This is a genomic window from Pseudoalteromonas sp. SG44-5 (assembly GCF_014164175.1).
GTDB classification, from domain to species: domain Bacteria; phylum Pseudomonadota; class Gammaproteobacteria; order Enterobacterales; family Alteromonadaceae; genus Pseudoalteromonas; species Pseudoalteromonas nigrifaciens.
Genome location: NZ_JACJES010000006.1, coordinates 19,643 through 46,219, shown reverse-complemented (window position 1 = coordinate 46,219; position 26,577 = coordinate 19,643). Strand labels below are relative to the sequence as shown.

Sequence of the window (26,577 nt, the reverse complement as noted above, 5' to 3'; positions counted from 1 at the left end):
TGCCTGTAATTTATATGCAAGAAACTTATAAACCCATCATAAAGTAAAGCTTCATCAACAAATCACACTTTAGTAACATAAATGTCACTTTTATATTCTATTTTAGCTAGGCCTATGGTATAGGTATTCGCGAAGTTAATACCTATTGCGTTAAATTAGTGAGCCGTTATAGCTTATGTTTTTAATAAGACTGGTATCAAATGCAGTCTAAAGGAGATATTCATGGATAGCCTAAGCAATATAATAGAAGGTCCTGAAACAAAAAAGGAAGCTTCTCAAAAAAATAAAAAAAGAAGATGGCGCGAAATCGAAGCAATACAAGAAAAGTATCGTTTACGCAAAGAACTACAGGAGTTGGACTACTTTACAGACAGTATAGCCGTTAATGAGCTCGACTTTTAAACGACTAACTCAAAGGCCCGCATTACTGTGCGGGCCTTTGGTTTTAAAAGTTAAAATTATACTTGCCAATTAATCGGCGTTTTACCTTGAGATTGCAATAACGCATTCGTGGCTGAAAAATGCCTACAACCAAAAAAACCTCGATGAGCAGACAGTGGCGATGGGTGCGGCCCTGCTAAAATATGCTGGCGTGCGCTATCAATTCCCTTACCTTTTTTTTGTGCATGAGCACCCCACAAAATAAATATTACGCCTTCACAATGGGTGTTTATATGCGCAATAACCTTATCGGTAAATTGCTCCCATCCTAAGTGTTTATGCGAATGGGCTTGGCCTTGCTCTACCGTAAGTACTGTATTGAGTAAAAACACTCCCTGCTCTGCCCAGCTTTGCAAGTAACCATGGGTAGGAATAACAAAATCGTTTATATCGCTAGCCAGCTCTTTATAAATATTTTTAAGCGAAGGTGGCAGCTTTTTAACCTCAGGTAATACTGAAAAACACAAACCATGTGCTTGGCCTTCACCATGGTAAGGATCTTGCCCTAAAATAACAACGCGTATATCACTAAGCGGTGTTGCAGCAAATGCGCTAAACACTTGCTCTTTTGGAGGATAAACAGCAACACCTTCACTGCGGCGCTTGGCAACGTAGTCGAGTGTTTGCTGCATATATGCTTGCTGTAATTCTTGCTTTAAAAATGCAGTCCAATCGCTCATTGTATGCTCTTTATTTGTTGACGTGATACGTCTATTTTATCACACATATCGGCCAGCCCATCTAGCATACGCGCTGAAAAACGATGTAGTAAGTCGGCATTTACAGATAAAAACTGCTTGTTTTTTACTGCGGGTATTTCTGGCCATTGCTGCCAATTAATAGTGGGTTGCGGTGTTGCTGATTTTTCATCCGGAATAATTATAATTTGCGGTTTAGCCACAATCACATTTTCTATGCTTATTTGTGGATAGTCGGTGCGGCTATTTGCAAATACATTGGTTACTTGGCAAGTGGCTATTAACTCACTTATTCCGGTATTTTTCGACACAGTCATCATCGGCTCAGACCAGAGTTGATAAAAGCCAGTGAGTTTACTTTTACCCTGTTGCTTGGCTTTAATGGCTGCAAGTTTAGCATTAAATGCTTTTACCACTTGCTCGCTTTGTTTAATGTTACCGGTAAGTTTTCCTAGCATAAGCAACTCATCGGCAATACCTGTAATTGTCGTTGGATCAGTTAAATAAAGCTTAATACCTAAGCGCTCTATTTGTGCTAAATCATCGCTTTGATTACCACTTTTCCAAGCAATTACTATATCTGGCTTAAGGACTAAAAGCTTTTCGATTGAAATACCATAGTAACCGCCAATACGGGTAATACCTTTTGCCGCTGCAGGGTAGTCGGCGTAATCAACTGTGCCAACAATATTATCTCCCGCGCCTATTGCATACAGGTTTTCTACTATGTGCGGGGCCAGTGCCACAATACGCAGTGTTTTAGCTGGCTGTACTTTATCAATTTGTACCTTGTTGGCCTGCGCATGCTGGGATAAACAGAGTAACAATAGGCCAACAACAAGCTGTTTAAACATTAGTAATCAAAACCTTGCAGAGCTTTAACACCTGCATCAAATGCATGTTTTACATTACGCACTTCGCTTACTGTGTCAGCCAGTTCTATTAATTTACGATGTGCTGCACGGCCGGTAATAATAACCGACTGCATTGGCGGTCTGTTGCCAATCGCCTCTAGCACTTCATCTACATCAATATACCCATAGGTTACCATGTAGGTAAGCTCATCGAGCAGCACTACATCTAGGCTTGCATCGCTAAGCAGTCGCTTTGATTCTTGCCAAGCAGCTTGCGCGGCTGCGGTATCGCTCTCTTTGTCTTGGGTATTCCATGTAAAGCCTGTGCCCATTACCACAAACTCCACACCCGCACCCTGTAACAAGTTACGCTCTCCGCATTCCCAAGTGCCTTTTATGTACTGACACACAGCGGCTTTTTTTCCATGGCCAACACAACGTGCTACCACACCAAATCCTGAGGTCGACTTACCTTTGCCATTACCAGTTATAACTTGAAAAATACCTTTTTCTTGTTGCGCTGCAGCTATTCGTGCATCAACTTGATCTTTTAATTTTTGTTGGCGTTGCTGATGTTTATCTTTACTTTGTTCGCTCATGATTATGCCCTTCATAAATTTTAATAATGTGTGCAATATTTAAATGCGTTTCACACATGGCAGCTAAACGCTCTAGTTGCTGCTCACGGTGCTGGTTAATATTAACCGGATTAATAACTGTATCGGCTTTGAGCCACTTTAATATTTGCAATGTGGCACTCGCTTGATCAAATAAGCCATGTAAATAAGTACCCGCTATGGCGTTATCATCACTAATAAACCCATCGGCTGTAAAGCCATTTGGGTGTTCATTAAAGCTTAAAAATGGTTTATTAAGTGCTTCACCTTGGCTAATGCCTGCATGAATTTCGTAGCCACTACAAAGTATTTGCTGGTTATTTAATTGCATAGTCGCGGTTACATTACTCAATATTTTTTGTGCTGTAAGTGTGCTGGTAAAATCACTTAACGCTAGCCCCGGCATCTGCTGTAATGATGACTCAACACCTAGGGGATCATTAATACTATTGCCAAGCATTTGCATACCACCACAAATACCGAGCACTTTACCACCATAACGTAAATGGCGTTTTATTTGTGTATCCCAGCCTTCATTTTTTAAAAAGGCTAAATCACTTAATACGTTTTTACTCCCCGGTAAAATGATCAAATCAACATCGGGGATCGCTTGTGTATGCGCTACATAATTAATATTTATATTGGGATGTAAGCGCAGTGCATCAAAGTCAGTATGGTTGCTAATGTGCGGCACAAGCAGCACGGCAATATTAACGCTGGCATTAGTTAGCGTATTATCAATAGCAATTGCATCCTCAGCATCTAATGCAAGGTCGTGTAAATACGGCAATACGCCTAACACCGGTTTACCTGTGTACTGTTCCAGCCAATCAAGTCCACTTTGTAATAAGCTTATATCGCCTCTAAAACGATTTATTACAAAGCCTTTTACCCGCGCTTGCTCCGACTCACTCAACAATGCCAAAGTACCCACTAAATGAGCAAACACACCGCCTTTATCTATATCGGCAATTATAATTACGGGGCAGTCAACGGCTTCGGCGTAGCCCATATTAGCAATGTCGTTGGCTCTGAGGTTTATTTCGGCTGGGCTGCCCGCCCCTTCCACCAGCAATAAATCAAAACGTTGTGCTAAACGGTTATGCGACGTGAGTACTGCATCCATAGCTACTTTTTTATAATCGTGATACGCCCCAGCTTCAATATTACTTATGGCTTTACCATGAATAATAACCTGCGCGCCAGTATCGCTATTTGGCTTAAGTAATATGGGATTAAAGTCAGTTTCAGGGGCTACCTTTGCCGCTATAGCTTGCAGTGCTTGAGCACGACCTATTTCACCACCATCATCTGTAACTGCACTATTTAATGCCATATTTTGTGGCTTAAATGGCGCTACATTTAGCCCTCTATTAGCAAATACTCTACACAGCGCCGCAACCAGTGTACTTTTACCCGCATCGGATGTGGTGCCTTGCACCATTAACGTTTTCATTTTATAGCCCTACACCTGGCGCTTACGAAAATACAATAAGCTTAAAAAGAACACGCTACCAATAGCTGCAGTAATAACCCCAACGGGTAACTCTTGATTAGTTAACAACGTGCGCGCTAGCACATCAACCCAAACCATAAAAGTACCGCCCACCAAACTCGTTACCAGTAAGCCAGATAAGCTACCTTGGGAGATAAAAAAGCGCACTATATGCGGCACCATTAATCCTACAAAGCCAATTCCGCCACACATAGCCACTAACACTGCCGTTATCAGCGAACTTAAAACTAGCATCAATATTCTAAAGCGATGTACCCGCACACCCAGTGTTATAGCACTTTCATCGCCGAGCAGCATGGCATTTAGTTGGCGCCTAAAACTAAGCATTGTAAATGTACACAATACAATAACCACAAAAGGTAACCACAGCGTTGCCCACTGCGCTCGTGCAAAACTGCCGAGCGTCCAAAATAAAATAGCCGCAACTGCCTGAGGATCGCTCCAGTAAAGTAATAAACTGGTAAATGCGCTAAATAAAAATGACAAGGCCACACCTGCCAGCAGCATAGATTCTACTTGCCCACTTTGCTGCCGCCCTGCAATCAATATAAGTAAACTCATAGCCACTAAACTGCCAGCCAATGCCGCTGCCGATAATGCAAAGCCCGCACTAATGCCCACAAACGCCATGAGTATAACTACCCCCAAAGACGCCCCAGACGATATCCCAAATAAATAAGGATCTGCTAACGGATTACGCGTCACGGTTTGCAAAATAAGCCCGGCAATGGCTAAACCACTGCCAGCTAAAAATGCCAGTAATGTGCGTGGCATTCTTAATTCAACAATAATTCGAGTGTTAAAGGAGCCCTCTGTTGAGGTGAAAATACTTTTAAATACATCAGTTAATGATGTGTCGGCAGCGCCATAACTCAGCGCCGTAAATAACGTAAATAATGCAGCTAGTACTGTGACTAAAAGTGCTATTGAATGATTGTTAAGCATGCGCATATTATTCATACCCATAAAAGTAAGTAATATGTGGAATAACACCACCTAGTTTAGACATTTGCGGGTGGTGGCTTACTTGTGCACATACACCAAATACATCATTGAGCATGTCCTCGCTGAGCACATCGATGGGAGAGCCTGTATTAACAATTTCGCCGTGATTTATAACCACCAGCTCATCGCACATAGCAGCGGCTAAATTTAAATCATGAAACGATGCAAACACAGTAACGCCAAGCGATTTAGCCAACTCCATTACCTGAATTTGATACTTCACATCTAAGTGGCTGGTTGGCTCATCCATAATTAATAGTTGCGGTTGCTGCACCATAGCCCGAGCAATTAATGCACGTTGTTTTTCTCCTCCCGAAAGCGACTCAAAACGTTGGCTTGCATGATCCTGCAAGCCAACTCGCGCTATAGCTTGGTTTATTTTTTGTGTGTCGGCTGTTGTGGTGGTGCTAAATAATGCTTTATGCGGGGTTAACCCAAGTGCAACCACATCTAATAAAGTTAAATTAAATTGTGATGGGGTTTCTTGTAAAACAACCGCAACCTGCTTTGCGTATTCATGGCTTTTTAACTGCCAAATATCAGTATTATTAAATTTAATTTGCCCTGCAGTGGGCTGATTAAAGCGATACAAACACCGCAGTAAACTAGATTTACCTGCGCCATTGGGGCCAATTAAGCCAACGAACTTACCTTGCTTTATTTGCAAATTAACATTGTTGAGGATAGTTTTACTGCCAATATTCCACGACACGTGATTAACATTTAACAATGGTGTATTTAATGGCGTTTGAGTTTGCAATAGTTAGCCCTAGGCAGGAATGCGCTCACTAACAATGCAACTAACTATGGCTAGTACATAACTTGAAGATGAGTAAACCCGCTCGTTAAAATAGTTTATTTGTATCTGACTTAAAGCGTTATGCTAATTACAGTTGCGGGAACAGTTGAGGAGTTGCACCTCATTCCAAATGAATACTCTATTATGGGCGGCTAAGTAAATAATTTAAAGCAAAAAAAACCGCACTTAACAAAGTACGGCTTAAAAAGGCAGTGCTAAGCGCTGCTTAAAATTTATATTCTATACCTACACCTAAGTAGTCTTGGTCAACGTTGTTGTCCATATCGAAATTAGAATAAAAACCAAATAATTTAGTGTTTTTATTTAACTGATGATCAACACCTGCCGAAATAGCCGTTTTGTCATCACTGCCTTTAAAATCCATTGCCTGGTACTGCAATTTAAAGGTATTGCTAGCCATAGTGTAAGCCGCACTTAATAAATAACCGTCGGCCTCACTACTGCCATCAACTTTTTCTTGCGTTTGATACATAGCGCCTAATTTAAAATCGGCTACTTTACCTTGTACTGATGCGCGCACTACATCGTAGCCGTTCACTTCACTATCGGCAGCAATAGCGGCATATATTGCGCTCTTTTTAAGGGCTGCGTCACCATAAGTTACTGCCATTGAATAGCCATTTTTAGCACCTGCTGCATCGCTATCCTCTGCAACAAACGTAGCCAAAAGCTTAAAACCTTGGTAAGAATTAGAGGCATAAGAAACACTACTGCCCATTCTATTTTCACCTTTAAAGGCATTTTTAATGTCGCCTTCAAGGTCGCTAAATAAATCAACTTTACCTTGTGACTGCTTAAGCGCGGTATCGTTACGGCCAATAACAACTTGGCCAAACGCACCTTTTAAACCTATATACTGATTACGAGCAGAGATATTGTCGTCATTATCACCTTTTGAGTCGGCGTCAGAAACATCAACTTGAAATTCAAACTTATAAACAGCTTCTAAGCCATCAGATATTTTTTCAGACCCTTTTAAGCCCAAACGTGATGAGTTACTTTTAATCTCGGTAAAAGACCCCTCACCATCATCCGACGACTGTAGTGTTACGTTCGCTTTACCGTAAAAATCCACTTCAGCAAGCGCATTAAAAGACAAACCACCTAATAAAGCTACACATAAGCTCGACTTTACAAATTTCATGTTATTTCCTCGATAATCACAACAGACTCGTTTTTAATGCAACAGGAGTTTGGCACTGTTAAATGACAAAAATATTACAGCCGTCATATTTTTACACTTTTAAATTCATAAAAACACATAATAGTTGCAATCAAACGTACATATACAGCAAAACCATTGGCCTTACTCAACGGGTAACTTAGGAGTCATTTGGGTTAATAAATTTACTAATGTTTCTATTAACTCTTTTTGCTCATTGTCTCTGTGATAGGCAACAAATATATCGCGCGAGGTGGTTTCTACGTCTTTCACATGAAATAACTCGCCTTTTTCTAAATGCGCTGCAACAAGTACTTGAGGAATGAATGCACTCCCTCCGCATTGCAATATTAAATCAAGTGCTATACGCCCAGTACTTGTTCTAAAGTAAGGTGGGGTTTTGCCAGTAAACTGGCGAGCATGCCACAGTGAGAATGTCGTGCCCCAGTCAACATATACGTACTGGTTATCAAAAAAGTTATCGTAACTGGCAGTATCAAACGCGCTTACCGGTATAATGGGTAGTTCACAAATTCGCTCAACCACCAGCTCATCAACTTTTGGTGGATCAAATAAAATAGCTAAATCTAAGGTGCGCTCTAATAACAGGCGGGTACTTTCTTGTTGTGCTTTTACCTCAGCCACCAAAGACACACCGGGCATTGCCGATACAATATTAGTAATACCAAACTGTAAAAATGCATCCCAAATGTTTGGTGTACCCGCTAGGCAAATTTGTTTATGCATATTATCGGCAAGTGCCACATCTACTTTTGCTCTTTGCATGCCAGTAATGATCATTTGTGCATGGGGTAATAAACGCTCACCTGGCGCTGTTAGTTGAATATTATTGCGCTGGCGAATAAACAAATTAACACCAAGCCCTTGCTCTAATTGACGAATTCTAAAGCTTACTGCAGACTGTGTGATATAAAGGTTTTCAGCCGCTTTGCCAAAGTGACGAGTGCGTACTACCTCAACAAATGTTTTTAATAAATCGATATCCAATTTTTTATCCTCACGATAAAAATAACTTGTTTAAAATATTTGCAAACTTGCCGCATACTCCAGCAATTACCAAGGTATGAGGGTACAACAATGAGCAATGATATTTCACTACTTCGCCAAGCATTTGTTAGTCAACGTCAGTTTTTTGATGATCAAAATTTCCCACGCGGATTTGGTCGCAGCGGAAACTTTACCTTATTAGAAGCCAGTATATTAGAGCAACACGGTGTTGTTTTAAAAGGCTTACATAATAAAGCCCTAGAGCCACAAAATGAACATCAGCAACAATTTGTCGCTGTTATTAGTGGTGCTTTAGAGCCAACCAATGCAATTGAGCGCGCTTGGGTTAAATACTTAAAGTTAACAACCAGCAAAGCAAAGTTCCATACATTATTTGGCCGCTCAAAAATAGCGACCCCAGCACCAATAAGCCAAGACTATTACGCCGAGTCAGACAGTATGTAATTGCTTTAACTATTTAATTTTTACATTTTAAATAGTTAAACATACACCAAGCCTAGCGCGAGTACAAAATACATCGCGCTACGTGCTTACTTAAGTTAACTAACTTTTAAACCACGCCTGAGGCCACAATAGCGGCTTTTTTACGTTTACGAGATTGCCTAAAAGAGTCCCAACTAAAAATAGCCAATGCACTCCAAATACAAACAAATGTAACTACTCGCTCGGCATCAAACACTTCACCGTAAAGCATCACAGCTAATATAAACATCAAACTTGGCCCTATGTACTGAAAAAAGCCTAAAGTGGTGTATTGCAAACACTTAGCAGCGCCGGTAAAGCACAGTAGTGGTAAGGTGGTAATGATCCCGGCACTAATGAGTAACACATTGGTATGCCAGTCATTAGCAGGCAAGCTTGACGTTGCTGTAGGCACCATTAAATACCAATAAATAAGCGCTACGGGCAAGAGTATAAATGCTTCTATTGAAATACCGGACAATGCTTCCACTGGCAGTTTCTTACGCAGTAAACCATATATTGCAAATGATATAGCTAACGAAAAAGCAACCACAGGAAATGAACCAAAACTTATTAATTGCAGCAGTACACCGGTAAATGCTAAAGCAACAGCAACCATTTGAAACTTACGTAAACGTTCGCCTAAAAATAACACTCCCAGTAATACATTTAGTAACGGATTAATGTAATAACCTAAACTGGCATCGAGCATATGATTATTATTAACTGCCCATATAAATAGGCCCCAGTTAAACCCCAGTATCGACGAGGTTAAAACCAGCATTAACAATAATTTAGGCTGTACTATAATGCGTTTAATTCTATCCCACTGGCCTAAAATACTCACAATAATAATTAAAAACATCACCGACCACACAACACGATGCGTTAAAATTTCAAATGCAGTAACATGCTGGAGTTGCTTAAAGTATATAGGTGCTAAACCCCATATAGTAAAAGCGATGCAAGCCAAAATGGCGCCCTTGCGCTTCTCGGTATCAATCGGCATAAATAAACACTTAGTTATTCAAAAGGTCGCCAGTTTACTCCGCAAACTTTTATTAGCCAACTAAATACGTACCCGTACCAAATGCTATTTGTACTGCTTGCTCATTATGCAATTCCATCCTACAAACACATACTTTATTGCCCGAGCGAATTAAAGTGGCACTGGCTATAAATTTCTCGCCTTTGCCTGGGCGTAGGTAATCGGTGCGCATATCTATAGTGCCCAAGGTGGCTAGTTTTTGCTGCACAGATAAAATATCAACATCGTTTAGCTTATCTATTACACTTGCTGCAGCTAACATACCACCTACGTTATCGAGCACTGCCGAAATAACGCCGCCATGGAGTATTTTTTGTGCCGGATTACCTATGAGTATATCCTGCCAAGGAAACGATATTTTTGCTTGTTCTGGGCTAAGTGATTCTACCGATATTTTTAAAAACTGATTAAACGGCATATTATTTACAAACAGCGAGCCTACATGCTCTATTAACATTTCTTTATTCATTATTATTCTCTATGTTATATCTGGTAAGAGGAGTAAAGCATAACTAGGATAAAACTAGCAACACAGTTAAATTTATTAGCCGCTTAAAGTCAGCTAATATCCCCCCCCCTGAGCGAGTAAATTCACACGTTATAAATTTATTCAAAAAACATTCAACACTCGCTAAAGACATCCTGTACAAAAAACACTAAAATACCCCGCAATGAATACATTAACACCACCCTCTAGCTCACTTGTGCGCACCCCTGAAGCTGTACTCAAACAAGTGTTTGGTTATAGTGAATTTCGCGACGGCCAAAAAATGGTTATTGATGCAGCCATTAACGGCCAAGATTCGTTGGTATTGCTGCCAACCGGTGGCGGTAAATCTGTGTGCTATCAAATACCCGCTTTAGTGCTTGAAGGGGTAACTATTGTTATTTCTCCGCTAATATCGCTAATGCAAGATCAGGTAACTCAACTACAAGCGCTGGGCGTTAAAGCCGCATATATAAATAATAGCTTAGCCCGCGAAGAGCAGCAGCAGGTATACCAACAACTCCATCAGGGATTAATTAAACTACTGTATGTTGCCCCTGAAAAAGTGCTGCAGCGCGAGTTTTTAGAGCGCTTATCGCATTTAAAAATCAGCTTATTTGCTATTGACGAAGCGCATTGTGTATCGCATTGGGGGCACGATTTTAGACCCCATTACTTTCGTTTAAACGAATTAAAACAGCGCTTTGCTCATGTACCTATGATGGCCCTTACTGCAACTGCCGATAAAGCCACTCGTTTTGATATTGTTGAGCAATTAAAGTTACAACAACCCTATATTCATACCGGCAGCTTTGATCGCCCTAATATTCGCTACACCATAGAAGAAAAATTTAAACCTATGGTGCAACTGCTGCGCTATTTAAAAGAACAAAAAAGCCAAAGCGGCATAATTTATTGCACCAGCCGTAAGCGCGTAGACGACATAGCCGAAAAGTTAGCCGACGCGGGACTTAACGCCGCCGCCTATCATGCAGGTATGAGTAACGAGCAGCGCCAATTTGTGCAAACCGGCTTTGCCCGCGACGATATACAAATAGTGGTTGCTACAGTGGCCTTTGGTATGGGTATAAATAAACCCAATGTGCGCTTTGTATTGCATTACGATATTCCCAAAAGCATAGAGTCGTACTATCAAGAAACTGGCCGCGCTGGGCGAGATGGCCTTGCCGCTGAGGCTATAATGTATTTTGATCCGGCTGATATAGGCCGCGTAAGACGCTTTTTTGAAGATATTGACGACGAGCAACGTCGCCGCGTCGAAGAGCAGCGCTTTAATGCCATGGCCAGTTTTGCCGAAGCACAAACCTGCCGTCGACAAATCCTGCTTAACTATTTTAGTGAGTATCAACGTGAGCCATGCGGTAACTGCGATATTTGCTTAAATCCGCCCAAAAGCTTTGATGGCACTTTAGTAGCGCAGCAGGCACTATCGTGTGTGTACAGAGCAGAGCAACGCTTTGGCCTTGGATATATTGTTGAGTTACTACGCGGTGCAAACACCAGTCGTATTCGCGATAATAACCATCATCAACTCAGCACCTACGGCATTGGCAAAGACAAAAGCAGTGAATTTTGGCTAAGTATTTTACGCCAACTTATTCATCAAGGCTTATTAAGCCAAGATATAACCCAAGGTGCATCACTGCGTTTAACCGAAGCCGCGCGCGCTATTTTAAAAAGCGAATATGCGTTGCAACTCGCAGAGCCTCGCCTGCAAGCTAAGCATGTTTATCAAGATAAATTAGCTCAGTTTAATTACGACAAAAAGCTATTTGCTCGCTTAAGGGCGCTGCGAAAAGAGTTAGCCGATGCCGACGATGTACCGCCGTACGTGGTATTTAACGACAAAACGCTTGCAGAAATGGCGCAGCTAATGCCGACCAACGACAGCGAATTTTTAAAGGTGTCGGGTGTTGGCTTTACTAAATTAAATAAGTATGGCGGTGAGTTTTTAACTGCAATTCGCAACTACCTTGCTACTAACTAAGAGCATTATGACCATAATAGAATATCACCACACGCATCAATGCATTATTATTACGCCGGTAGAGCCGCCCCACGACGAAGACTTTGAACTGTGGAGTCGCTTGTTTTTACACCACGATGAAATAACCATTAATGAGTACTCTGCTGGTGCCGATCGTCATCAACTGCGCTTCACTTATCAGCAGCAAACATTTAATTTAAACTTTGAACACTACAGCCAAAGTATTTGGATTAACGGTGAAGGCCATGACGCTGAACATTTATTAGCCGCACTTACTTTTTACCTAAGTTAATAGCAATTAAATAACTTCAAGCTCTCTACTTTTAACTTACATTTTAGTAACAATGATGTAAGCTGATATTACGGTAGTAATTTGCTACGTAGCAGTAAAGGGTTTGAATGATTACTAAAAAATGGATTTCATCTTGTTGTTTTAGCCTCTGTATTCCAAGCTTTTTTATGTTCAGTTTAGCTGCGCAAGAAACCCCTCATGCGCAAAATGATTGCGCAAGCGAGCAACCAACGCCATCAAGTAGTAATAATTTACGCCGTCAACTAGATCAACCAACGCCACTGTTAAAGCAAAGTAGTAATGCAAAAATTGCCAATATTACTTTGCAGCAACTTAACGTATTTAATACTGAACTCGAAGCCGAAAATAACGCCCTATTTCGCTTTGCTAACCGCGCGCATATTCAAACTGAGCCAGAGGTTATTAAAAGTATTTTATTGTTTGAGAGCGGTGATAATTTTGATCCTAAAAAGCTCGCCGAATCAGAACGCTTACTGCGTAAACAAAACTATTTATACGATGCTCAAGTCATTGCCACCGAAAACTGCGAAGGGAACGTTAATGTTACCGTCGTTACGCGTGACTTATGGACACTGCTACCAGAAATAAGCTTTAGCCGCAGTGGCGGAGAAAACAAGTCGAGTATTGGTTTTCGCGAATCTAACTTATTTGGCTGGGGTAAGCGTTTGTCGTTGTCGCGCACTACAGATAGCGATCGTAATGGTTATTTATTTGTATACGACGATCCTAATATTTTATCAACCCGCTATCGTGGGCGTTTAGAGTACGCCGATAATAACGATGGTAAACGCCATCTGCTAGAACTTACCTATCCGTTTTTTGCTATAGACACCCCTTTTAGCTACGGTATTTTAAGCTATTCAGAGCAACGCGAAGAAGCGCTATATCAGCGCGGTGAAAAGTTTAGCGAGTTTGATCAAACGACCGACTACAACAGTTTTTTTGTTGGTCACTCCAAAGCATTAAGCCGTAACTGGACCCAGCGCCTCAGCCTGGGCTACGTTGATGAGCAACATACTTTTGCTGCAATAGACTCTACCTTTGCCCCCTTAGCCGTCGATCGCAGCTTAAGCTACCCTTATGTAAGCGGACACTGGTTTGAAGATAACTTTATAAAAGTACGCAATTTCGACAGTATTTATCGTACTGAGGACTTAAACTTAGGTTGGAACATAAAAGCCTTACTAGGCTACTCCGATGAATCTGTTAGTAACGATGATAGCCGCGCGGTTTACTCTTTTAATTTTAAAAAAGCTCACTTTAGTGGCGATAATACCTTATGGCGCTTTAGTGCAGACATTGATGGTTACTGGAATAAAGAGCAGGACAAATTTGAAAACCTGATCTCCACCAGCCAAATACAATATTATTTAAATACCAGCATTGATCAGTCTTGGTATGTAAAAGCTCAGGTGCAGTACGCTAAAAACCTCACTAACGATAAACAACTTACACTCGGCGGCGAAACCGGCCTACGTGGCTATCCTATGGATTATCAGCATGGAGATCGCAGCTTTTTAGTGAGTTTAGAAAAGCGTTACTATTGGGAATATGATTTGCTGCAATTATTTAAAGTAGGCGGCGCGGCTTTTCTTGATGTTGGCCGAGCATGGTCTAACACCCCAAACAATGTTGAAGATAGCCGCGTTCTTAAAAATGTAGGTATAGGCCTGCGCTTAGCACCAAGCCGTGCAAATGCCGGCACCATGATCCATATAGATATAGCTGCACCGCTAGATAGTGCCGATGGCGTAGATTCGGTACAGTGGCTGGTAAATGTTAAAAATTCTTTTTAAATGGCTATTTCGTCGCACCCTAAAGCGTTAAACTGGGCATATATAATTATTGTGAGACTATAACTTTGGAATTGTTAGCTCTGCTTGGCACCCAATATAAACTGGTCGTTACCCTTATTGCGTTATTACTTTTTCCGATACTGTTAAAAGGTACTAAAAAGCTTCTCGAAAAAGCTATTAAAGGAAAAATAGACCTACACCGAAAATATCGTGCTGAGCTATTACTTAAAATTATCCTCGCATTTGTGATGTTATGTTTAGTGCTGGTATTTTGGGGTATCGAGCTACGTGGACTCCTAGTACTAGGTTCGTCGCTATTTGCTATGCTAGGTGTTGCACTGTTTGCCGCTTGGTCATTACTTAGTAATCTCACCGCTTTTTTACTGATGTTTATTCAAAATGACTGCCGCGTTGGCTATTGGGTACGTATTGTTGATGGCGCAAATAGTATTGAAGGGCGCATTATAGAAATGGGCTTAATGAATGTAGTGCTTGAGCACATTGACGGGCATAGAGTTATATACCCTAATAACTTATTTGTAACTCGTCCGGTACTGGTTTTAAACAAAGAACCTAAGCCAACAAAAGCACCGGTAATTAGGCGTATTATTGGCCCCAAAAAGCCAAATAAATAGTAATAAAAAAGCCGTTTTGTTATCCCAACTGGGTTAACTAAAACGGCTTTACAATTTATTCTACCAACATTTAATAGCTTACTATTATAACTAGTTATTTAACTCTGCAGTTTTAAGCTCATCATCTAAATCATTTATTTCATCAATAAAAGTGCCAAGCTGTTGCTCAACCAAGCTATTTGCATGAGCAAAATACGCAATATGAAACACCGCATCACCCTCATTTACTAATGGCATAGTTTGCTGGCCAATAATAATTCCACTGCGTGGTGCTGGTAGCTCAAGTTCAGAGTCGCCAAGTGGGCTGCTAATATAAGCAAGTACTTGCCCCTTAGTAACACGCCCTCCAAGCGATACCTGCGCACGCACAATGCCATCTACATTAGCACGCACCCAACTTGTAGAGCTGGCTATAATAGGCTCAGGAAGCTTTCTAGGACGCTTACCACGGATCATTTTTAAATGGCGCATAACATAGTCAACGCCTTGTACACCTGCAGCAATCGCAAATGGGTCAAAACGCAGTGCTTCACCGGCTTCATAAGTAATAACCGGGATCCCTAAGTTAGCGGCTTCGCTGCGCAGTGAGCCATTACGTAACGAGGCATCTATCACTGCGGGTGTACCAAATGCTTTAGCCATTTGTGCGGTGGCTTCATCGGCTAAATTAGCGCGTATTTGCGGTAAGTTAGTGCGGTGAATAGCTCCCGTATGTAAATCAATAATATGGGTACAATGTACTGCCACTTGATTAAAAAACATATACGCCATACGACCAGCCAGCGAGCCACGCTCTGAACCCGGAAAACTGCGGTTCATATCGCGTCTATCAGGTAAGTAGCGCGACTTATGTATAAAGCCAAACACATTTACAATCGGCACCGCAATCAGCGTGCCGCGCAACTGGTTAGGATCTATTTTAGCAAGTAATTGCCGCACCACTTCTACGCCATTGAGCTCATCGCCATGAATAGCCGCACACACCATAAGTACCGGACCTTCCATAACACCATTAACCACTTCAATTGGAATATTAAGTGGAGAGTGGGTATAAAGTTTTGCCGCTTCTAAGGCCAGCGTTTTACGCTCGCCTACGCCAACACTTTCACCTAATAAGGTAAAAGAACGGTTAATTTTAACCTTTGCCACGAGTTGCTGTTCCTTTACTTGATGCTGTTTTTTCAATGAAATCAATCACCATGCCTGCAATATCTTTACCTGTTGCTATTTCAATGCCCTCAAGGCCTGGTGATGAGTTAACTTCCATCACTAAAGGACCACGTGATGAGCGAAGTAAATCAACACCGGCTACATTTAAGCCCATCGCTTTAGCAGCTGCAACGGCTGTTTTACGTTCTTCTGGTGTAATACGCACCAATGTGGCGCTACCACCACGGTGAAGGTTTGAGCGGAACTCACCTTCTTGTGCTTGACGTTTCATTGCTGCAATCACTTTGTCACCTAAAACAAAACAACGGATGTCAGCACCACCGGCTTCTTTAATGTATTCTTGCACCATAATGTTAGCTTTTAAGCCCATAAATGCTTCAATAACACTCTCAGCCGCTTTACGCGTTTCAGCCAATACCACACCAATACCTTGCGTGCCTTCTAGTAGTTTAATTACTACCGGCGCACCGCCTACCATTTCGAGCAAGTCTTTTACATCATCTGGTTTACTAGCAAAACCAGTCACTGGCATACCTACACCTTTACGAGATAAAAGCTGTAATGAGCGCAACTTATCGCGAGAGCGAGAAATAGCAACCGACTCGTTTACTGGATACACGCCCATCATTTCAAATTGACGCAGCACCGAACAGCCGTAAAACGTAACTGATGCGCCAATACGCGGAATAACTGCATCAAAGCCTTTTAAGTTTTCACCACGATAGTGAATTTCTGGTAGCTCAGAGTTTATATTCATATAACAACGCAGTGCATCTACTACTTTAACTTCGTGACCACGAGCTTCAGCCGCCTCAATTAAACGACGCGTTGAATACAATTTTTTGTTGCGAGATAAAATACCAATTTTCATAATTTAAACCTTAAATAAGTACGTATTATTTTAGAAGCTTAGTCCCTCTAAAAGTTAATACATCCTTATAATAAATGAGATAAAGCCGGGTCAACGACTATACGATTTTCCATGGCTGTACGCCCGAGTAACATTCTAAACTTCATTGTTGCGCGGCTAGTTAAGGTAATTTCTATAGGCCAGCTATATTTACCCGCATGCAATGTTGTTTCTATAAAGTAACGTAACTCTTTTTGCCCGCCAGAGCTGGTTACGTGCTTCTTCTTTTTAACTTTTGCATTGCAAACAACTTGTGTTTCTTCATCTTCTTGCAATGGCTGGGTAATAAATTTAACCCACTTTTCGCCATCAACTTCATACTCTTCTATATTAAGTGCATGAATACATGAGGTGCGGGCACCGGTATCAATTTTTGCTTTTACTTTCTCGATGCCTAGCTCTGGTAAACTCAACCACTCACGCCAACCAACGGTAATCTTTGCTGTCATAAATGTGCCCTTAATAAAAAAGTGTCTTATACGCTACCGGAAAAAAAACACCAACAAAATAAATTTATCAAGTCGACAAATTGATTTGATTGATCTTTATAGCCGACTAGTTTAACAATATAAGCGTAACAAACTAGTCAACTTTAAGGGCCAAAAACCCCCTTGTTCGAAGCGCTAAATAAATTTAACTTCTTAAAAAAGAAAGATAAGTTTAATTTACTAAAGTAAATACACTATAGTAAACGGTATTAAAAACACACCATCTATGAGAAATTATTATGATTAATGGCTTACTTCACGCCCTTGTACTTGATGAGCAAGGCGGTGCGCGTACTATAGAAAACAGCGCCGAACTACATAATTGGCAACCAGAGCAAGGCAAGCTTTGGGTGCACATGGATTATAGCCAAGCTGACGTTGTCACTTGGCTAAAAGGCTGTGAATTTTTAACCGACTACGAATTAGAGTCGCTAACTGCAGACGAAACTCGTCCACGTATCACCTCTGCTACAAACGGCCATATGTTATTTTTACGCGGTATTAATTTAAATCCGGCACAAAGCCCTGAAGACATGGTTTCAATTCGCCTTTTTATTAACGATGATATTGTTATTACTACCCGAAAGCGTCGCTTACTATCTATTCAAGATATTTTAGCTTCATTTAGTAACAATACCGGTCCGCGCAGTATTTCTGAACTCGTCTGCACTATCACCCAAAAACTCACTTCCCGTATGGAAAGTGTTATTGATGCTTTAGATGAAACCCTAGATGAATTTGAAGAAGAAATAGATGAGCCAAGCAAAAAGTTTGATAATCAAGGTTTGTCGCAATTACGTCGGCAAACTATTGCTTTAAAACGCTATTTAAAGCCACAAAAAGAAGCGCTTATTAGCATGGTTAATCATCACTATTCATGGCTCTTCGATGAGGATAAAGCTAAGCTTAATGAAACCACTAATTTACTAACTCGTTACCTTGAAGAATTAGACAGCTCAATAGATCGGGCGCAAATTATTCAACAAACAGTCACTAACCAAGTATCTGAGCAGCTAAATCAGCGTATGTATGTTATGTCGGTGGTGGCTGCATTATTTTTGCCTCTGGGCTTTTTAACCGGCTTATTAGGCGTAAACGTAGGCGGCATACCTGGCACAGAAAGCCCTTATGCGTTCACTTTATTCGTCGTTTTTTTAGTTGTACTTACCGGCAGTATTGGCGTGTACTTTAAAAATAAAAAATGGCTGTAACAATATAAATTAATTATTTAGTGGAAGTAACGCGCTACGGGTAAAGCAATAAGCAAAGATAGCTTATAAATACGCTAGGTAATTTAAGGTGAGCCGCATCAGGTTTTTATGCAATAAAAATCTGATGCGGCTCTAAACACGCAAAAAAATTCAAATATAAAACCCTCTATATTCTCCTAAAAACAAACTACACCAAAATAAAGCAACAATTTAATTACAATAAACTAGCAAAACTCTTAACTATTTGTTACTAATATAGGAAATAATAACTAGGAAGCTCTGATAATATCACCTCCTGCCTTTTCCCTATTATGCCTTTAAGCAAGTGAATTAGTACTGTGGTTTATTTTTGCGTCTTTGACCTTATTAAGTTGTAGCTCGGTTAAAAAGCCAACTTTTAATAGCGATATTGTAGTGATTGATGTAGCTGATTTAAACCAATATTGGGTCGCTAAGACATCTAAGGTAGTTTTCTTACCTGGGCGTCCAAAGTAGATACCTAAAGGAATGGGTAAAGCATCTTTTTTTATTACTATTGATTCTAACGTAACTTTGGTTAGTAGAGAGTTAATTGACTCCATACCTAATGATTGGATGACACAAAAAATATTAGATAAAATGCCAATACAACAATATAAGCCTTCCATAACTAACCCGACTAAAATTCCGGTTAAGGTTAAAATAAACTCAGAATTAAAGGCACTTGTTGATATAACTTAATACTGATTAAACGTGAATATTTAAAACACCAAACTGCAACATCTGGTTGCTTTATATTTTAAGGAAAAATAATGAGAAAACTCGGAATTTCAATTGCTTTATTAGCTTTAGCAGGATGTGCATCAACAAATTATTCAGATTTTGACGTTAGTGAAGCTGTAATATCAAAGCTTAAAATTAACGAAACTCATAATTTAAATGAAAGGCAGCATAAGCTAGAAATATCTTTTGATTATGAAATATCTGAATACGTAGATACGAACAATTTATATAATTGTTCTGTACAGTTTTTAGCTTTAGATGGCACAACAATCTCAATGTCGAATGGTAAAAAATCACCTTGTGAGTTGAATAAAGCCAAAGGCAAAAAGTCTATAGTATGGCCAACCATATTAGATAAGGCGCACTCTCCTTCTGAAGAGCAGCTTTCTAAAATAAAGTACCCTATAGAATACTTTGTAGCTATTCATCAACGAACAGGTAAAAACACGAATAGAATAATCGGAAAGTCCGCCATCCAAGTTAGCGCGGTAAAAATATAGCTCACTAACGATCTAATACAGTTTGTAGAGATTATACCAATATAAAAAAGGCGAACATTTTACAATGTTCGTCTTTTTTATAGCTGCTACGCTTACTCTTGAAAGTAAGTACCCCAACCGTCGTATTCTACTTCGCATTCAACAGCAAGTGCTGCCAGCTTATCAACGTCTTCCATTATTACGTCAACATCAAGCTCTGACTCTACAACTATGTCAAAACTCCAAATTTTTGCACCGTCTTCAAGCTCAAGCTCTGCTGGTTCTTCCACATCGTAGCCTAATTTAAAAGCGGCTAATGCGGCCTGCTCTAACTTAGGGAAGTCTTCACATACAAAGTGATGTTCTACTTCGTAAAGTATTTCAGGGTCTGAACCATCTTCGAGTAATGAAGATACGATGTCTTCACTTATTTCACGCCAGTTTTCCATTAATTTTCTCTCACTTGAGCATCTAATTCAGTTATTTTAGCAGCCATAATACTGTGCACACTTTTAGCGTGCTCGCGCGCGCTGATGTTTTTATCAAGCGATATGGGGGCTAACATTTCAATATAAATTGTACCATTATCCCAACGATTTAGTTTAATGGTTTTATGCGTTGTGCTCATACATACGGGCACTATGGGTACTTGCGCACTTAAAGCGGTATGAAATGCGCCTGTTTTTAAAGGTAATAAACCGCGTCCGTAACTGCGTGTACCTTCTGCAAACATCCATACTGATAAGCCATTTTTCTTTATTTTTTCAGCGGCTTTAGAAATAGTTCCCGCAGCTTTTGAGCGGTTTGTACGATCAATTAAAATATTCCCCGAAAGCCAATACAACTGACCAAAAAATGGCACCCACTTTAAGCTTTTTTTACCTACGCTCACGCAGTTTTTAGGCACCATTGCAGGAATAGTAAATAAGTCATAACTATTTTGATGATTTGCCACATAAACCGCAGGACCAAGATTTACGCTATCCGGATGGTACTTTCGTACAACTTTAACGCCCAGCATTTTTGCTACTGAGCCAAACCAGCTCGCTATAATATGCACATTATTAGGATGAAATGGCCTCACTATTGATAACAGTAACCCAAAAATACAACTTAATAATATAAACAACAGCATAATAAAAATACGTATAACAGCAAGCAACAGAGCGTCTCCAAATATAATCGCGTTAAGCCAGCGGCTATTATAACGTTATTTTATGATCTACACGAGAAAATAGCGCACAAGTGTACGCTCAATTTTATAACAAACTAAATTTATAACAAAAAAATGGCCTGCATAAGCAAGCCGTTTAATATGAGCGAATGTGAATTAATCGCTACTCATCAATAGCATTTTCAATTGGCTCGTCGTTTTGCGGGCTAAACTCTACAACAGCTTCATCTACTCTTTGTAGGCCTCGTGGTAGTTTATTACCCCTACGCCCTCGCTCGCCATAATAATGCTCTAAATCACTTGGTTTAAGCGTTAGTTTTCGCTTACCTGCATGCAGCGTTACACTACTGCCCTCAGGCACTACTGCTAATACTTTTACAAACTCTTCGCGGGCTTGTACTTTAGCCCCCGGAATAGAAATTATTTTATTACCTTTACCTTTACCTAATTTTGGTAAGTCGCGCAGCGGAAATAACAACATCCGCCCTTCGTTGGAAATGGCCATACAATAATCACTAGCGACCTCGTTAACCCTAATTGGCGACAGTAATAAACCGCCTTTAGGTACGCTCACCAATGCTTTGCCGTTTTTGTTTTTACTCACTAAGTCTTTAAAGTCAGTAATAAAGCCATAACCTGCGTCTGATGCCATAAGTAATACTTGGTTATCTTCACCCATTACTACGTGCTCAAAGTTAGCGCCTGCACTAAGGTTAAAACGCCCTGTCATGGGCTCACCTTGGCTACGTGCTGAGGGCAGGCTATGCGCATCGGTTGCAAACGCTCGTCCTGCTGAATCTAAAAACACGGCGGGCTGATTACTCTTACCCCGAGCTGAGGCTCTATATGCATCACCGGCTCGATAACTTAACCCTTGCACATCTAAATCATGTCCTTTGCCAACGCGTGCCCAGCCCTTGTCTGAAAGCACCACTGTGACCGACTCTGATGGGATTAAATCTTTTTCATTTAACGCTTTTGCTTCTAGGCGTTCAACAACTGGCGAGCGACGGTCGTCGCCATATATTTCAGCCGCTTCTTGAATTTCTTTTTTAAGCAACGTTGACATACGACGATCTGAGCCTAACGTTTGCTGCAATTTATCACGCTCTTTAGCGAGTTCATCTTGCTCACCACGTATTTTAAATTCTTCTAACTTAGCTAAATGACGAAGTTTTAGCTCTAAAATAGCTTCTGCTTGTATGTCTGTTAAATCAAAGCGCTCCATTAATACTGGCTTTGGTTTATCTTCGCTGCGAATAATTTCAATCACTTCGTCAATATTTAAAAAGGCTGCTAATAAGCCTTCTAAAATATGTAAACGCGCTAACACTTTATCTAAACGATATTGTAGACGTCGACGTACTGTTTCGCGTCTAAACACTAACCACTCGGTTAAAATAGTCAGTAAATTTTTAACTTGCGGACGCCCATCTAGGCCAAGCATATTTAAGTTTACACGATAGCTTTTTTCTAGATCTGTGGTGGCAAATAAGTGCGCCATTAATGGCTCAGCTTTAATGCGATTTGAACGCGGAATAATGACGATACGAGTCGGATTTTCGTGATCTGACTCATCGCGTAAATCGGCTACCATTGGCAGCTTTTTAGCGTTCATTTGCGCTGCAATTTGCTCCAGTACTTTACCACCAGAGCACTGATGTGGCAGTGCGGTAATAACTATATCACCCTGTTCTTGCGTATAAACAGCACGCATTTTGATTGAACCACGCCCAGTTTTATATATTTTGTGAATATCGGCTTTTGGGGTAATTATTTCTGCGTCTGTAGGGTAATCTGGCGCATGTACCAAGGTGAGTAATTCTTCAAGCTCAGTTTTTGGTTTATCAAGTAATAAGCAACAGGCACTGGCTACTTCACGCACATTATGAGGCGGAATATCGGTTGCCATACCAACTGCAATACCCGTTATACCATTGAGTAATATATGCGGTAAACGCGATGGCAGTACCACAGGCTCATCCATGGTGCCGTCAAAGTTTGGCGTCCAATCTACCGTCCCTTGGCCTAGCTCTTTGAGGAGTATTTCAGAGAACTTAGATAAACGTGCTTCGGTATAACGCATTGCCGCAAACGATTTAGGATCGTCGGCCGCGCCCCAGTTTCCTTGCCCGTCAACCAATGGATAACGATAAGAAAACGGCTGCGCCATTAATACCATGGCTTCATAACAGGCACTATCACCATGGGGATGGTATTTACCTAGTACGTCACCTACGGTACGGGCTGATTTTTTATACTTGGCATTAGCCGATAACCCCAGCTCGCTCATAGCATAAATAATACGTCGCTGTACTGGTTTTAAGCCATCGCCCACATGGGGTAATGCCCTATCCATAATTACGTACATAGAATAGTTTAAGTAGGCGTCTTCGGTAAAACGCCCCATTGTTTGTTGCTCAATTCCTTGCATTAGCAAGGTATCTGTATCACTCATTAAAGCTTACCTAGTTTTTCTTATAGCTTACACGGTAGATCACATTGGCGTAATCATCGCTTACCAATAGACTGCCGTCACCTAATTCTGCAAATGCAACAGGGCGTCCATATGTTGTTTCGTCTTGCATAAAGCCTGTAATAAATGGCGTATATTTAGTTACACGGCCTTGCTCAATGCTCGCTAATGCCACTTTATAACCTGACTTTTTAGAACGGTTCCACGAGCCATGTTCAGCAACAAATAACTGCTGCTTATAGCTTGCTGGAAATTGCTTACCGTTATAAAAATGAATACCCAAAGGCGCTACATGCGCCGGTAAGGCTAGTGCAGGTGAAGTATAGTCGGCAATTTTTTTACCTTTTCCAAATTCAGGGTCAATAATCGCGCCTGCGTGAACATACGGAAAACCAAAATGCTCGCCCTCTTTAGTGACTCTATTTAACTCATCTGGCGGAATGTCATCCCCCATCATGTCGCGACCATTGTCGCTAAACCATAACGCTTGTGTGCTAGGGTGAAAGTCAAACCCTACTGAGTTACGTACGCCTTGCGCCAGTGTAGTAATTTGCTTGGTTTCTACGTTTAACGCAAAAATACGGCCAAAACGCTCGTCTTCAGCGCAAATATTACAAGGTACACCAACCGGAATTATTAGCTCGCCAGTTGGGGCAAAGCGTAAAAATTTCCAACCATGATGGCGCTCTGATGGCAGCGCATCGTAAAGCACCTCAAACTGTGGGTTTTTTAATTGCGTATCAATATTTTTAAAACGAATGATGCGGTGTACTTCACCAACATATAAATCGCCATCTTTCATTGCTAAACCTGAAGGCATATTTAAGCCCTCTGCAACCAGCATTTTTTTATCTGCTACGCCATCGCTGTTATGATCAATAAGTGCATATACATTGCCTGCTTTGCGCGAGCCAACATATACTATGCCTTTTTTTGATACTACAACTTGCCGTGCATTTTCAACATCACTGGCAAATAAGCTAAGCTCAAACCCCGGGGCTACCGTGAGTTTATCTAATATATTTTTAGCCATTACGGTATTGCTAGTTAAACCTAGTAATAGCACTATTTTTAGTACCGTATTCATATATTCTCCTTGTTTATTTAAACGCAGACGCTAATTAAACTTGTGCCTTGTTACCGTGATCCTCTAGCCATTGACGCCTATCTGCAGAGCGCTTTTTAGCCAGTAACATATCCATCATTTCCATGGTTAATTCTTCTTCATCCAAGGTGAGTTGCACTAAACGCCGGGTATTTGGATCCATAGTAGTTTCACGCAGTTGCAACGGGTTCATTTCACCCAAGCCTTTAAATCGCTGTACGTTTACTTTACCGCGTTTTTTCTCAGCTTCAATGCGCGCTAAAATACCGGTTTTTTCGTCTTCATCTAGTGCGTAATAAACATCTTTACCAATATCGATTCTAAAAAGTGGTGGCATAGCAACATACACATGCCCTGCTTTTACTAGTGGCTTAAAGTGGCGCACAAATAAGGCGCACAATAGGGTAGCTATGTGTAACCCATCCGAGTCAGCATCGGCTAATATACATATTTTATTATAGCGCAGCGCTGTTAAATCGTCTGAATCTGGGTCTATACCTAATGCCACGGAAATATCGTGCACCTCTTGCGATGCTAATATTTGCCCCGAATCAACTTCCCAGGTATTTAATATTTTACCACGCAGCGGCATTATTGCTTGAAACTCACGATCTCGCGCTTGCTTAGCCGAGCCACCTGCCGAGTCACCTTCTACTAAAAATAGCTCGGTGCGATCGTTATCTGCGGCACTACAATCGGTTAATTTTCCCGGAAGTGCAGGCCCTGCGGTTACGCGTTTACGGATCACTTTTTTAGCAGCACGTAAACGTCGCTGCGCATTAGAAATACACAATTCAGAGAGTTGCTCTGCAATATCGGTATGCTCGTTTAGCCATAAACTAAAGGAGTCTTTTACTACGCCCGATACAAATGCCGCACATGAGCGTGACGATAACTTTTCTTTAGTTTGACCGGCAAACTGCGGATCTTGCATTTTAACTGAAAGCACATAGCTACAACGCTCCCAAATATCATCTGGGGTGAGTTTTACACCTCGTGGTAATAAATTTCTAAACTCACAAAACTCACGCATTGCCTCAAGTAAACCTTGGCGTAAACCGTTTACATGAGTACCGCCTTGTGCGGTAGGTATTAAGTTTACGTAACTTTCAGCTATTGACTCGCCCCCTTCAGGTAGCCAAATCAATGCCCAGTCTGCACCTTCAATTGAGCTTGAAAACTCACCTACAAAGGGCACATCTGGTAATGTTTCGTAGCCTTTAATGGCTTCAATTAAGTAATCTTTTAAACCCGTTTCGTAAAACCATTCTTGGGTTTCTTTAGTTTGCTTATTAACAAACTTAATGCGTAAGCCTGGGCATAACACGGCTTTAGCTTTTAATAAGTGATTTAGTTTAGTGATTGAATAGTTAGGCGAATCAAAGTAACTAACGTCTGGCCAAAAACGTACTGTGGTACCGGTATTGCGCTTACCCACCACGCCAATTACGCTTAAGTCTTCAACTTTTTCGCCATTTTCAAATGCCATTCTGTATTGCTGGGCATCTCGTCTAACGGTCACTTCTACGCGGGTTGATAGCGCATTTACAACCGAAATACCAACGCCGTGTAAACCACCCGAAAACTGATAGTTTTTGTTAGAAAACTTACCACCAGCATGCAGTTTGGTAAATATTAGCTCAACCCCGGGAATACCTTCCTCTGGGTGAATATCAATAGGCATACCACGGCCATCGTCACTCACTTCGAGCGAGTTATCTTCGTGTAAGATCACATCTATTCGAGTGGCATGGCCGGCCATTGCTTCATCGACACTATTATCGATAACTTCTTGGCCTAAATGATTTGGCCGCGAGGTATCTGTATACATACCGGGGCGGCGTTTTACCGGATCTAACCCATTGAGTACTTCAATAGCTTCGGCGTTATAATTTTGCTGACTCATAATTT

The 26,577-nt window shown here is 40.9% G+C and carries 27 protein-coding genes and 1 riboswitch; of the genes, 8 read left to right on the top strand and 19 right to left on the bottom strand.

What is annotated here, in order from left to right:
* The first annotated feature begins 222 nt into the window (after positions 1–222).
* Entirely contained in the window at positions 223–402 is a 180-nt protein-coding gene (locus tag H5079_RS08810; RefSeq protein WP_011329208.1) for a DUF3545 family protein, read from the top strand.
* A 56-nt stretch (positions 403–458) separates the two neighbouring features.
* On the opposite strand, the gene ung is transcribed toward H5079_RS08810, so the two are convergent.
* From ung to H5079_RS08770, 8 genes are all read right to left on the bottom strand, one after another.
* Complete coding sequence (gene ung, locus H5079_RS08805; RefSeq protein WP_182683925.1) at positions 459–1,121, bottom strand: uracil-DNA glycosylase; 663 nt, start codon at positions 1,119–1,121, stop codon at positions 459–461.
* Complete coding sequence (locus H5079_RS08800; protein WP_182683924.1) at positions 1,118–1,993, bottom strand: cobalamin-binding protein; 876 nt, start codon at positions 1,991–1,993, stop codon at positions 1,118–1,120. The genes ung and H5079_RS08800 overlap by 4 nt, the downstream gene beginning before the upstream one ends.
* Complete coding sequence (gene cobO, locus H5079_RS08795; RefSeq protein ID WP_182683923.1) at positions 1,993–2,592, bottom strand: cob(I)yrinic acid a,c-diamide adenosyltransferase; 600 nt, start codon at positions 2,590–2,592, stop codon at positions 1,993–1,995. The genes H5079_RS08800 and cobO overlap by 1 nt, the downstream gene beginning before the upstream one ends.
* Positions 2,576–4,066: a cobyric acid synthase gene (locus H5079_RS08790; protein WP_182683922.1), complete on the bottom strand. Its 1,491-nt coding sequence runs from the start codon at positions 4,064–4,066 to the stop codon at positions 2,576–2,578. The genes cobO and H5079_RS08790 overlap by 17 nt, the downstream gene beginning before the upstream one ends.
* Positions 4,067–4,075: 9 nt before the next feature.
* On the bottom strand, positions 4,076–5,077 hold the full coding sequence (locus H5079_RS08785; RefSeq protein WP_011329213.1) for an iron ABC transporter permease: 1,002 nt from the start codon (positions 5,075–5,077) through the stop codon (positions 4,076–4,078).
* Between the two features lies 1 nt (position 5,078).
* Positions 5,079–5,891, bottom strand: coding sequence for an ABC transporter ATP-binding protein (locus H5079_RS08780; RefSeq protein ID WP_011329214.1), 813 nt, complete (start codon positions 5,889–5,891; stop codon positions 5,079–5,081).
* A 78-nt stretch (positions 5,892–5,969) separates the two neighbouring features.
* Positions 5,970–6,111, bottom strand: a riboswitch (cobalamin riboswitch).
* 45 nt (positions 6,112–6,156) lie between these two features.
* The gene (locus H5079_RS08775) at positions 6,157–7,095 is read right to left on the bottom strand and encodes a porin (RefSeq protein ID WP_182683921.1); all 939 of its coding nucleotides are present in this window, start codon (positions 7,093–7,095) and stop codon (positions 6,157–6,159) included.
* A 162-nt stretch (positions 7,096–7,257) separates the two neighbouring features.
* Positions 7,258–8,121, bottom strand: coding sequence for a LysR family transcriptional regulator (locus tag H5079_RS08770; RefSeq protein ID WP_011329216.1), 864 nt, complete (start codon positions 8,119–8,121; stop codon positions 7,258–7,260).
* Between the two features lie 90 nt (positions 8,122–8,211).
* On the opposite strand from H5079_RS08770, the gene H5079_RS08765 reads away from it, so the two are divergent.
* Positions 8,212–8,586: a DUF413 domain-containing protein gene (locus H5079_RS08765; protein ID WP_011329217.1), complete on the top strand. Its 375-nt coding sequence runs from the start codon at positions 8,212–8,214 to the stop codon at positions 8,584–8,586.
* Between the two features lie 106 nt (positions 8,587–8,692).
* Here the strand turns inward: H5079_RS08765 and rarD are convergent, their stop codons facing one another.
* Positions 8,693–9,613, bottom strand: a complete 921-nt coding sequence (gene rarD / locus H5079_RS08760; protein ID WP_182683920.1) for an EamA family transporter RarD — start codon at positions 9,611–9,613, stop codon at positions 8,693–8,695.
* 52 nt (positions 9,614–9,665) lie between these two features.
* Entirely contained in the window at positions 9,666–10,121 is a 456-nt protein-coding gene (locus tag H5079_RS08755; protein ID WP_172459223.1) for a thioesterase family protein, read from the bottom strand.
* Positions 10,122–10,323: 202 nt separating this feature from the next.
* Between H5079_RS08755 and recQ the strand changes: the two genes are divergently transcribed.
* The 4 genes from recQ to H5079_RS08735 all read left to right on the top strand — a co-directional run bounded on the left by recQ (position 10,324) and on the right by H5079_RS08735 (position 14,891).
* Complete coding sequence (recQ, locus tag H5079_RS08750; RefSeq protein WP_182683919.1) at positions 10,324–12,147, top strand: DNA helicase RecQ; 1,824 nt, start codon at positions 10,324–10,326, stop codon at positions 12,145–12,147.
* A gap of 7 nt (positions 12,148–12,154) precedes the next feature.
* Positions 12,155–12,439, top strand: a complete 285-nt coding sequence (locus tag H5079_RS08745; RefSeq protein WP_011329221.1) for a DUF3630 family protein — start codon at positions 12,155–12,157, stop codon at positions 12,437–12,439.
* A 107-nt stretch (positions 12,440–12,546) separates the two neighbouring features.
* The gene (locus H5079_RS08740; protein ID WP_182683918.1) at positions 12,547–14,256 is read left to right on the top strand and encodes a ShlB/FhaC/HecB family hemolysin secretion/activation protein; all 1,710 of its coding nucleotides are present in this window, start codon (positions 12,547–12,549) and stop codon (positions 14,254–14,256) included.
* 65 nt (positions 14,257–14,321) lie between these two features.
* Positions 14,322–14,891, top strand: a complete 570-nt coding sequence (locus H5079_RS08735; RefSeq protein WP_011329223.1) for a mechanosensitive ion channel domain-containing protein — start codon at positions 14,322–14,324, stop codon at positions 14,889–14,891.
* A 90-nt stretch (positions 14,892–14,981) separates the two neighbouring features.
* Here H5079_RS08735 and H5079_RS08730 read toward each other — a convergent pair whose 3' ends face one another.
* From H5079_RS08730 to H5079_RS08720, 3 genes are all read right to left on the bottom strand, one after another.
* Positions 14,982–16,040: a succinylglutamate desuccinylase/aspartoacylase family protein gene (locus H5079_RS08730; protein ID WP_182683917.1), complete on the bottom strand. Its 1,059-nt coding sequence runs from the start codon at positions 16,038–16,040 to the stop codon at positions 14,982–14,984.
* A complete protein-coding gene (gene rimK, locus H5079_RS08725; protein ID WP_011329225.1) occupies positions 16,027–16,932 on the bottom strand; it encodes a 30S ribosomal protein S6--L-glutamate ligase in 906 nt (301 codons plus the stop codon). The genes H5079_RS08730 and rimK overlap by 14 nt, the downstream gene beginning before the upstream one ends.
* 65 nt (positions 16,933–16,997) lie before the next feature.
* Entirely contained in the window at positions 16,998–17,420 is a 423-nt protein-coding gene (locus H5079_RS08720) for an ATP-dependent zinc protease (protein ID WP_086995212.1), read from the bottom strand.
* 278 nt (positions 17,421–17,698) lie between these two features.
* On the opposite strand from H5079_RS08720, the gene H5079_RS08715 reads away from it, so the two are divergent.
* Positions 17,699–18,670: a zinc transporter ZntB gene (locus H5079_RS08715; RefSeq protein ID WP_089368750.1), complete on the top strand. Its 972-nt coding sequence runs from the start codon at positions 17,699–17,701 to the stop codon at positions 18,668–18,670.
* Between the two features lie 317 nt (positions 18,671–18,987).
* Here H5079_RS08715 and H5079_RS08710 read toward each other — a convergent pair whose 3' ends face one another.
* Positions 18,988–19,317 carry a hypothetical protein gene (locus tag H5079_RS08710; protein ID WP_182683916.1) on the bottom strand — a complete coding sequence of 110 codons (330 nt, stop codon included), beginning with the start codon at positions 19,315–19,317 and terminating at the stop codon, positions 18,988–18,990.
* Positions 19,318–19,461: 144 nt separating this feature from the next.
* Between H5079_RS08710 and H5079_RS08705 the strand changes: the two genes are divergently transcribed.
* Positions 19,462–19,932, top strand: a complete 471-nt coding sequence (locus tag H5079_RS08705) for a hypothetical protein (RefSeq protein ID WP_182683915.1) — start codon at positions 19,462–19,464, stop codon at positions 19,930–19,932.
* Positions 19,933–20,024: 92 nt separating this feature from the next.
* Here H5079_RS08705 and rraB read toward each other — a convergent pair whose 3' ends face one another.
* The 5 genes from rraB to parE all read right to left on the bottom strand — a co-directional run bounded on the left by rraB (position 20,025) and on the right by parE (position 26,572).
* Positions 20,025–20,360: a ribonuclease E inhibitor RraB gene (gene rraB, locus H5079_RS08700; protein ID WP_011329231.1), complete on the bottom strand. Its 336-nt coding sequence runs from the start codon at positions 20,358–20,360 to the stop codon at positions 20,025–20,027.
* Positions 20,360–21,073: a 1-acylglycerol-3-phosphate O-acyltransferase gene (locus H5079_RS08695; RefSeq protein WP_011329232.1), complete on the bottom strand. Its 714-nt coding sequence runs from the start codon at positions 21,071–21,073 to the stop codon at positions 20,360–20,362. Before H5079_RS08695 ends, rraB begins: the two co-directional genes overlap by 1 nt.
* A 175-nt stretch (positions 21,074–21,248) precedes the next feature.
* Positions 21,249–23,543, bottom strand: coding sequence for a DNA topoisomerase IV subunit A (gene parC, locus H5079_RS08690; RefSeq protein WP_011329233.1), 2,295 nt, complete (start codon positions 23,541–23,543; stop codon positions 21,249–21,251).
* 10 nt (positions 23,544–23,553) lie between these two features.
* Positions 23,554–24,648: a sorbosone dehydrogenase family protein gene (locus H5079_RS08685; RefSeq protein WP_011329234.1), complete on the bottom strand. Its 1,095-nt coding sequence runs from the start codon at positions 24,646–24,648 to the stop codon at positions 23,554–23,556.
* A gap of 34 nt (positions 24,649–24,682) precedes the next feature.
* Entirely contained in the window at positions 24,683–26,572 is a 1,890-nt protein-coding gene (parE, locus tag H5079_RS08680; protein WP_011329235.1) for a DNA topoisomerase IV subunit B, read from the bottom strand.
* Positions 26,573–26,577 lie beyond the last annotated feature (5 nt).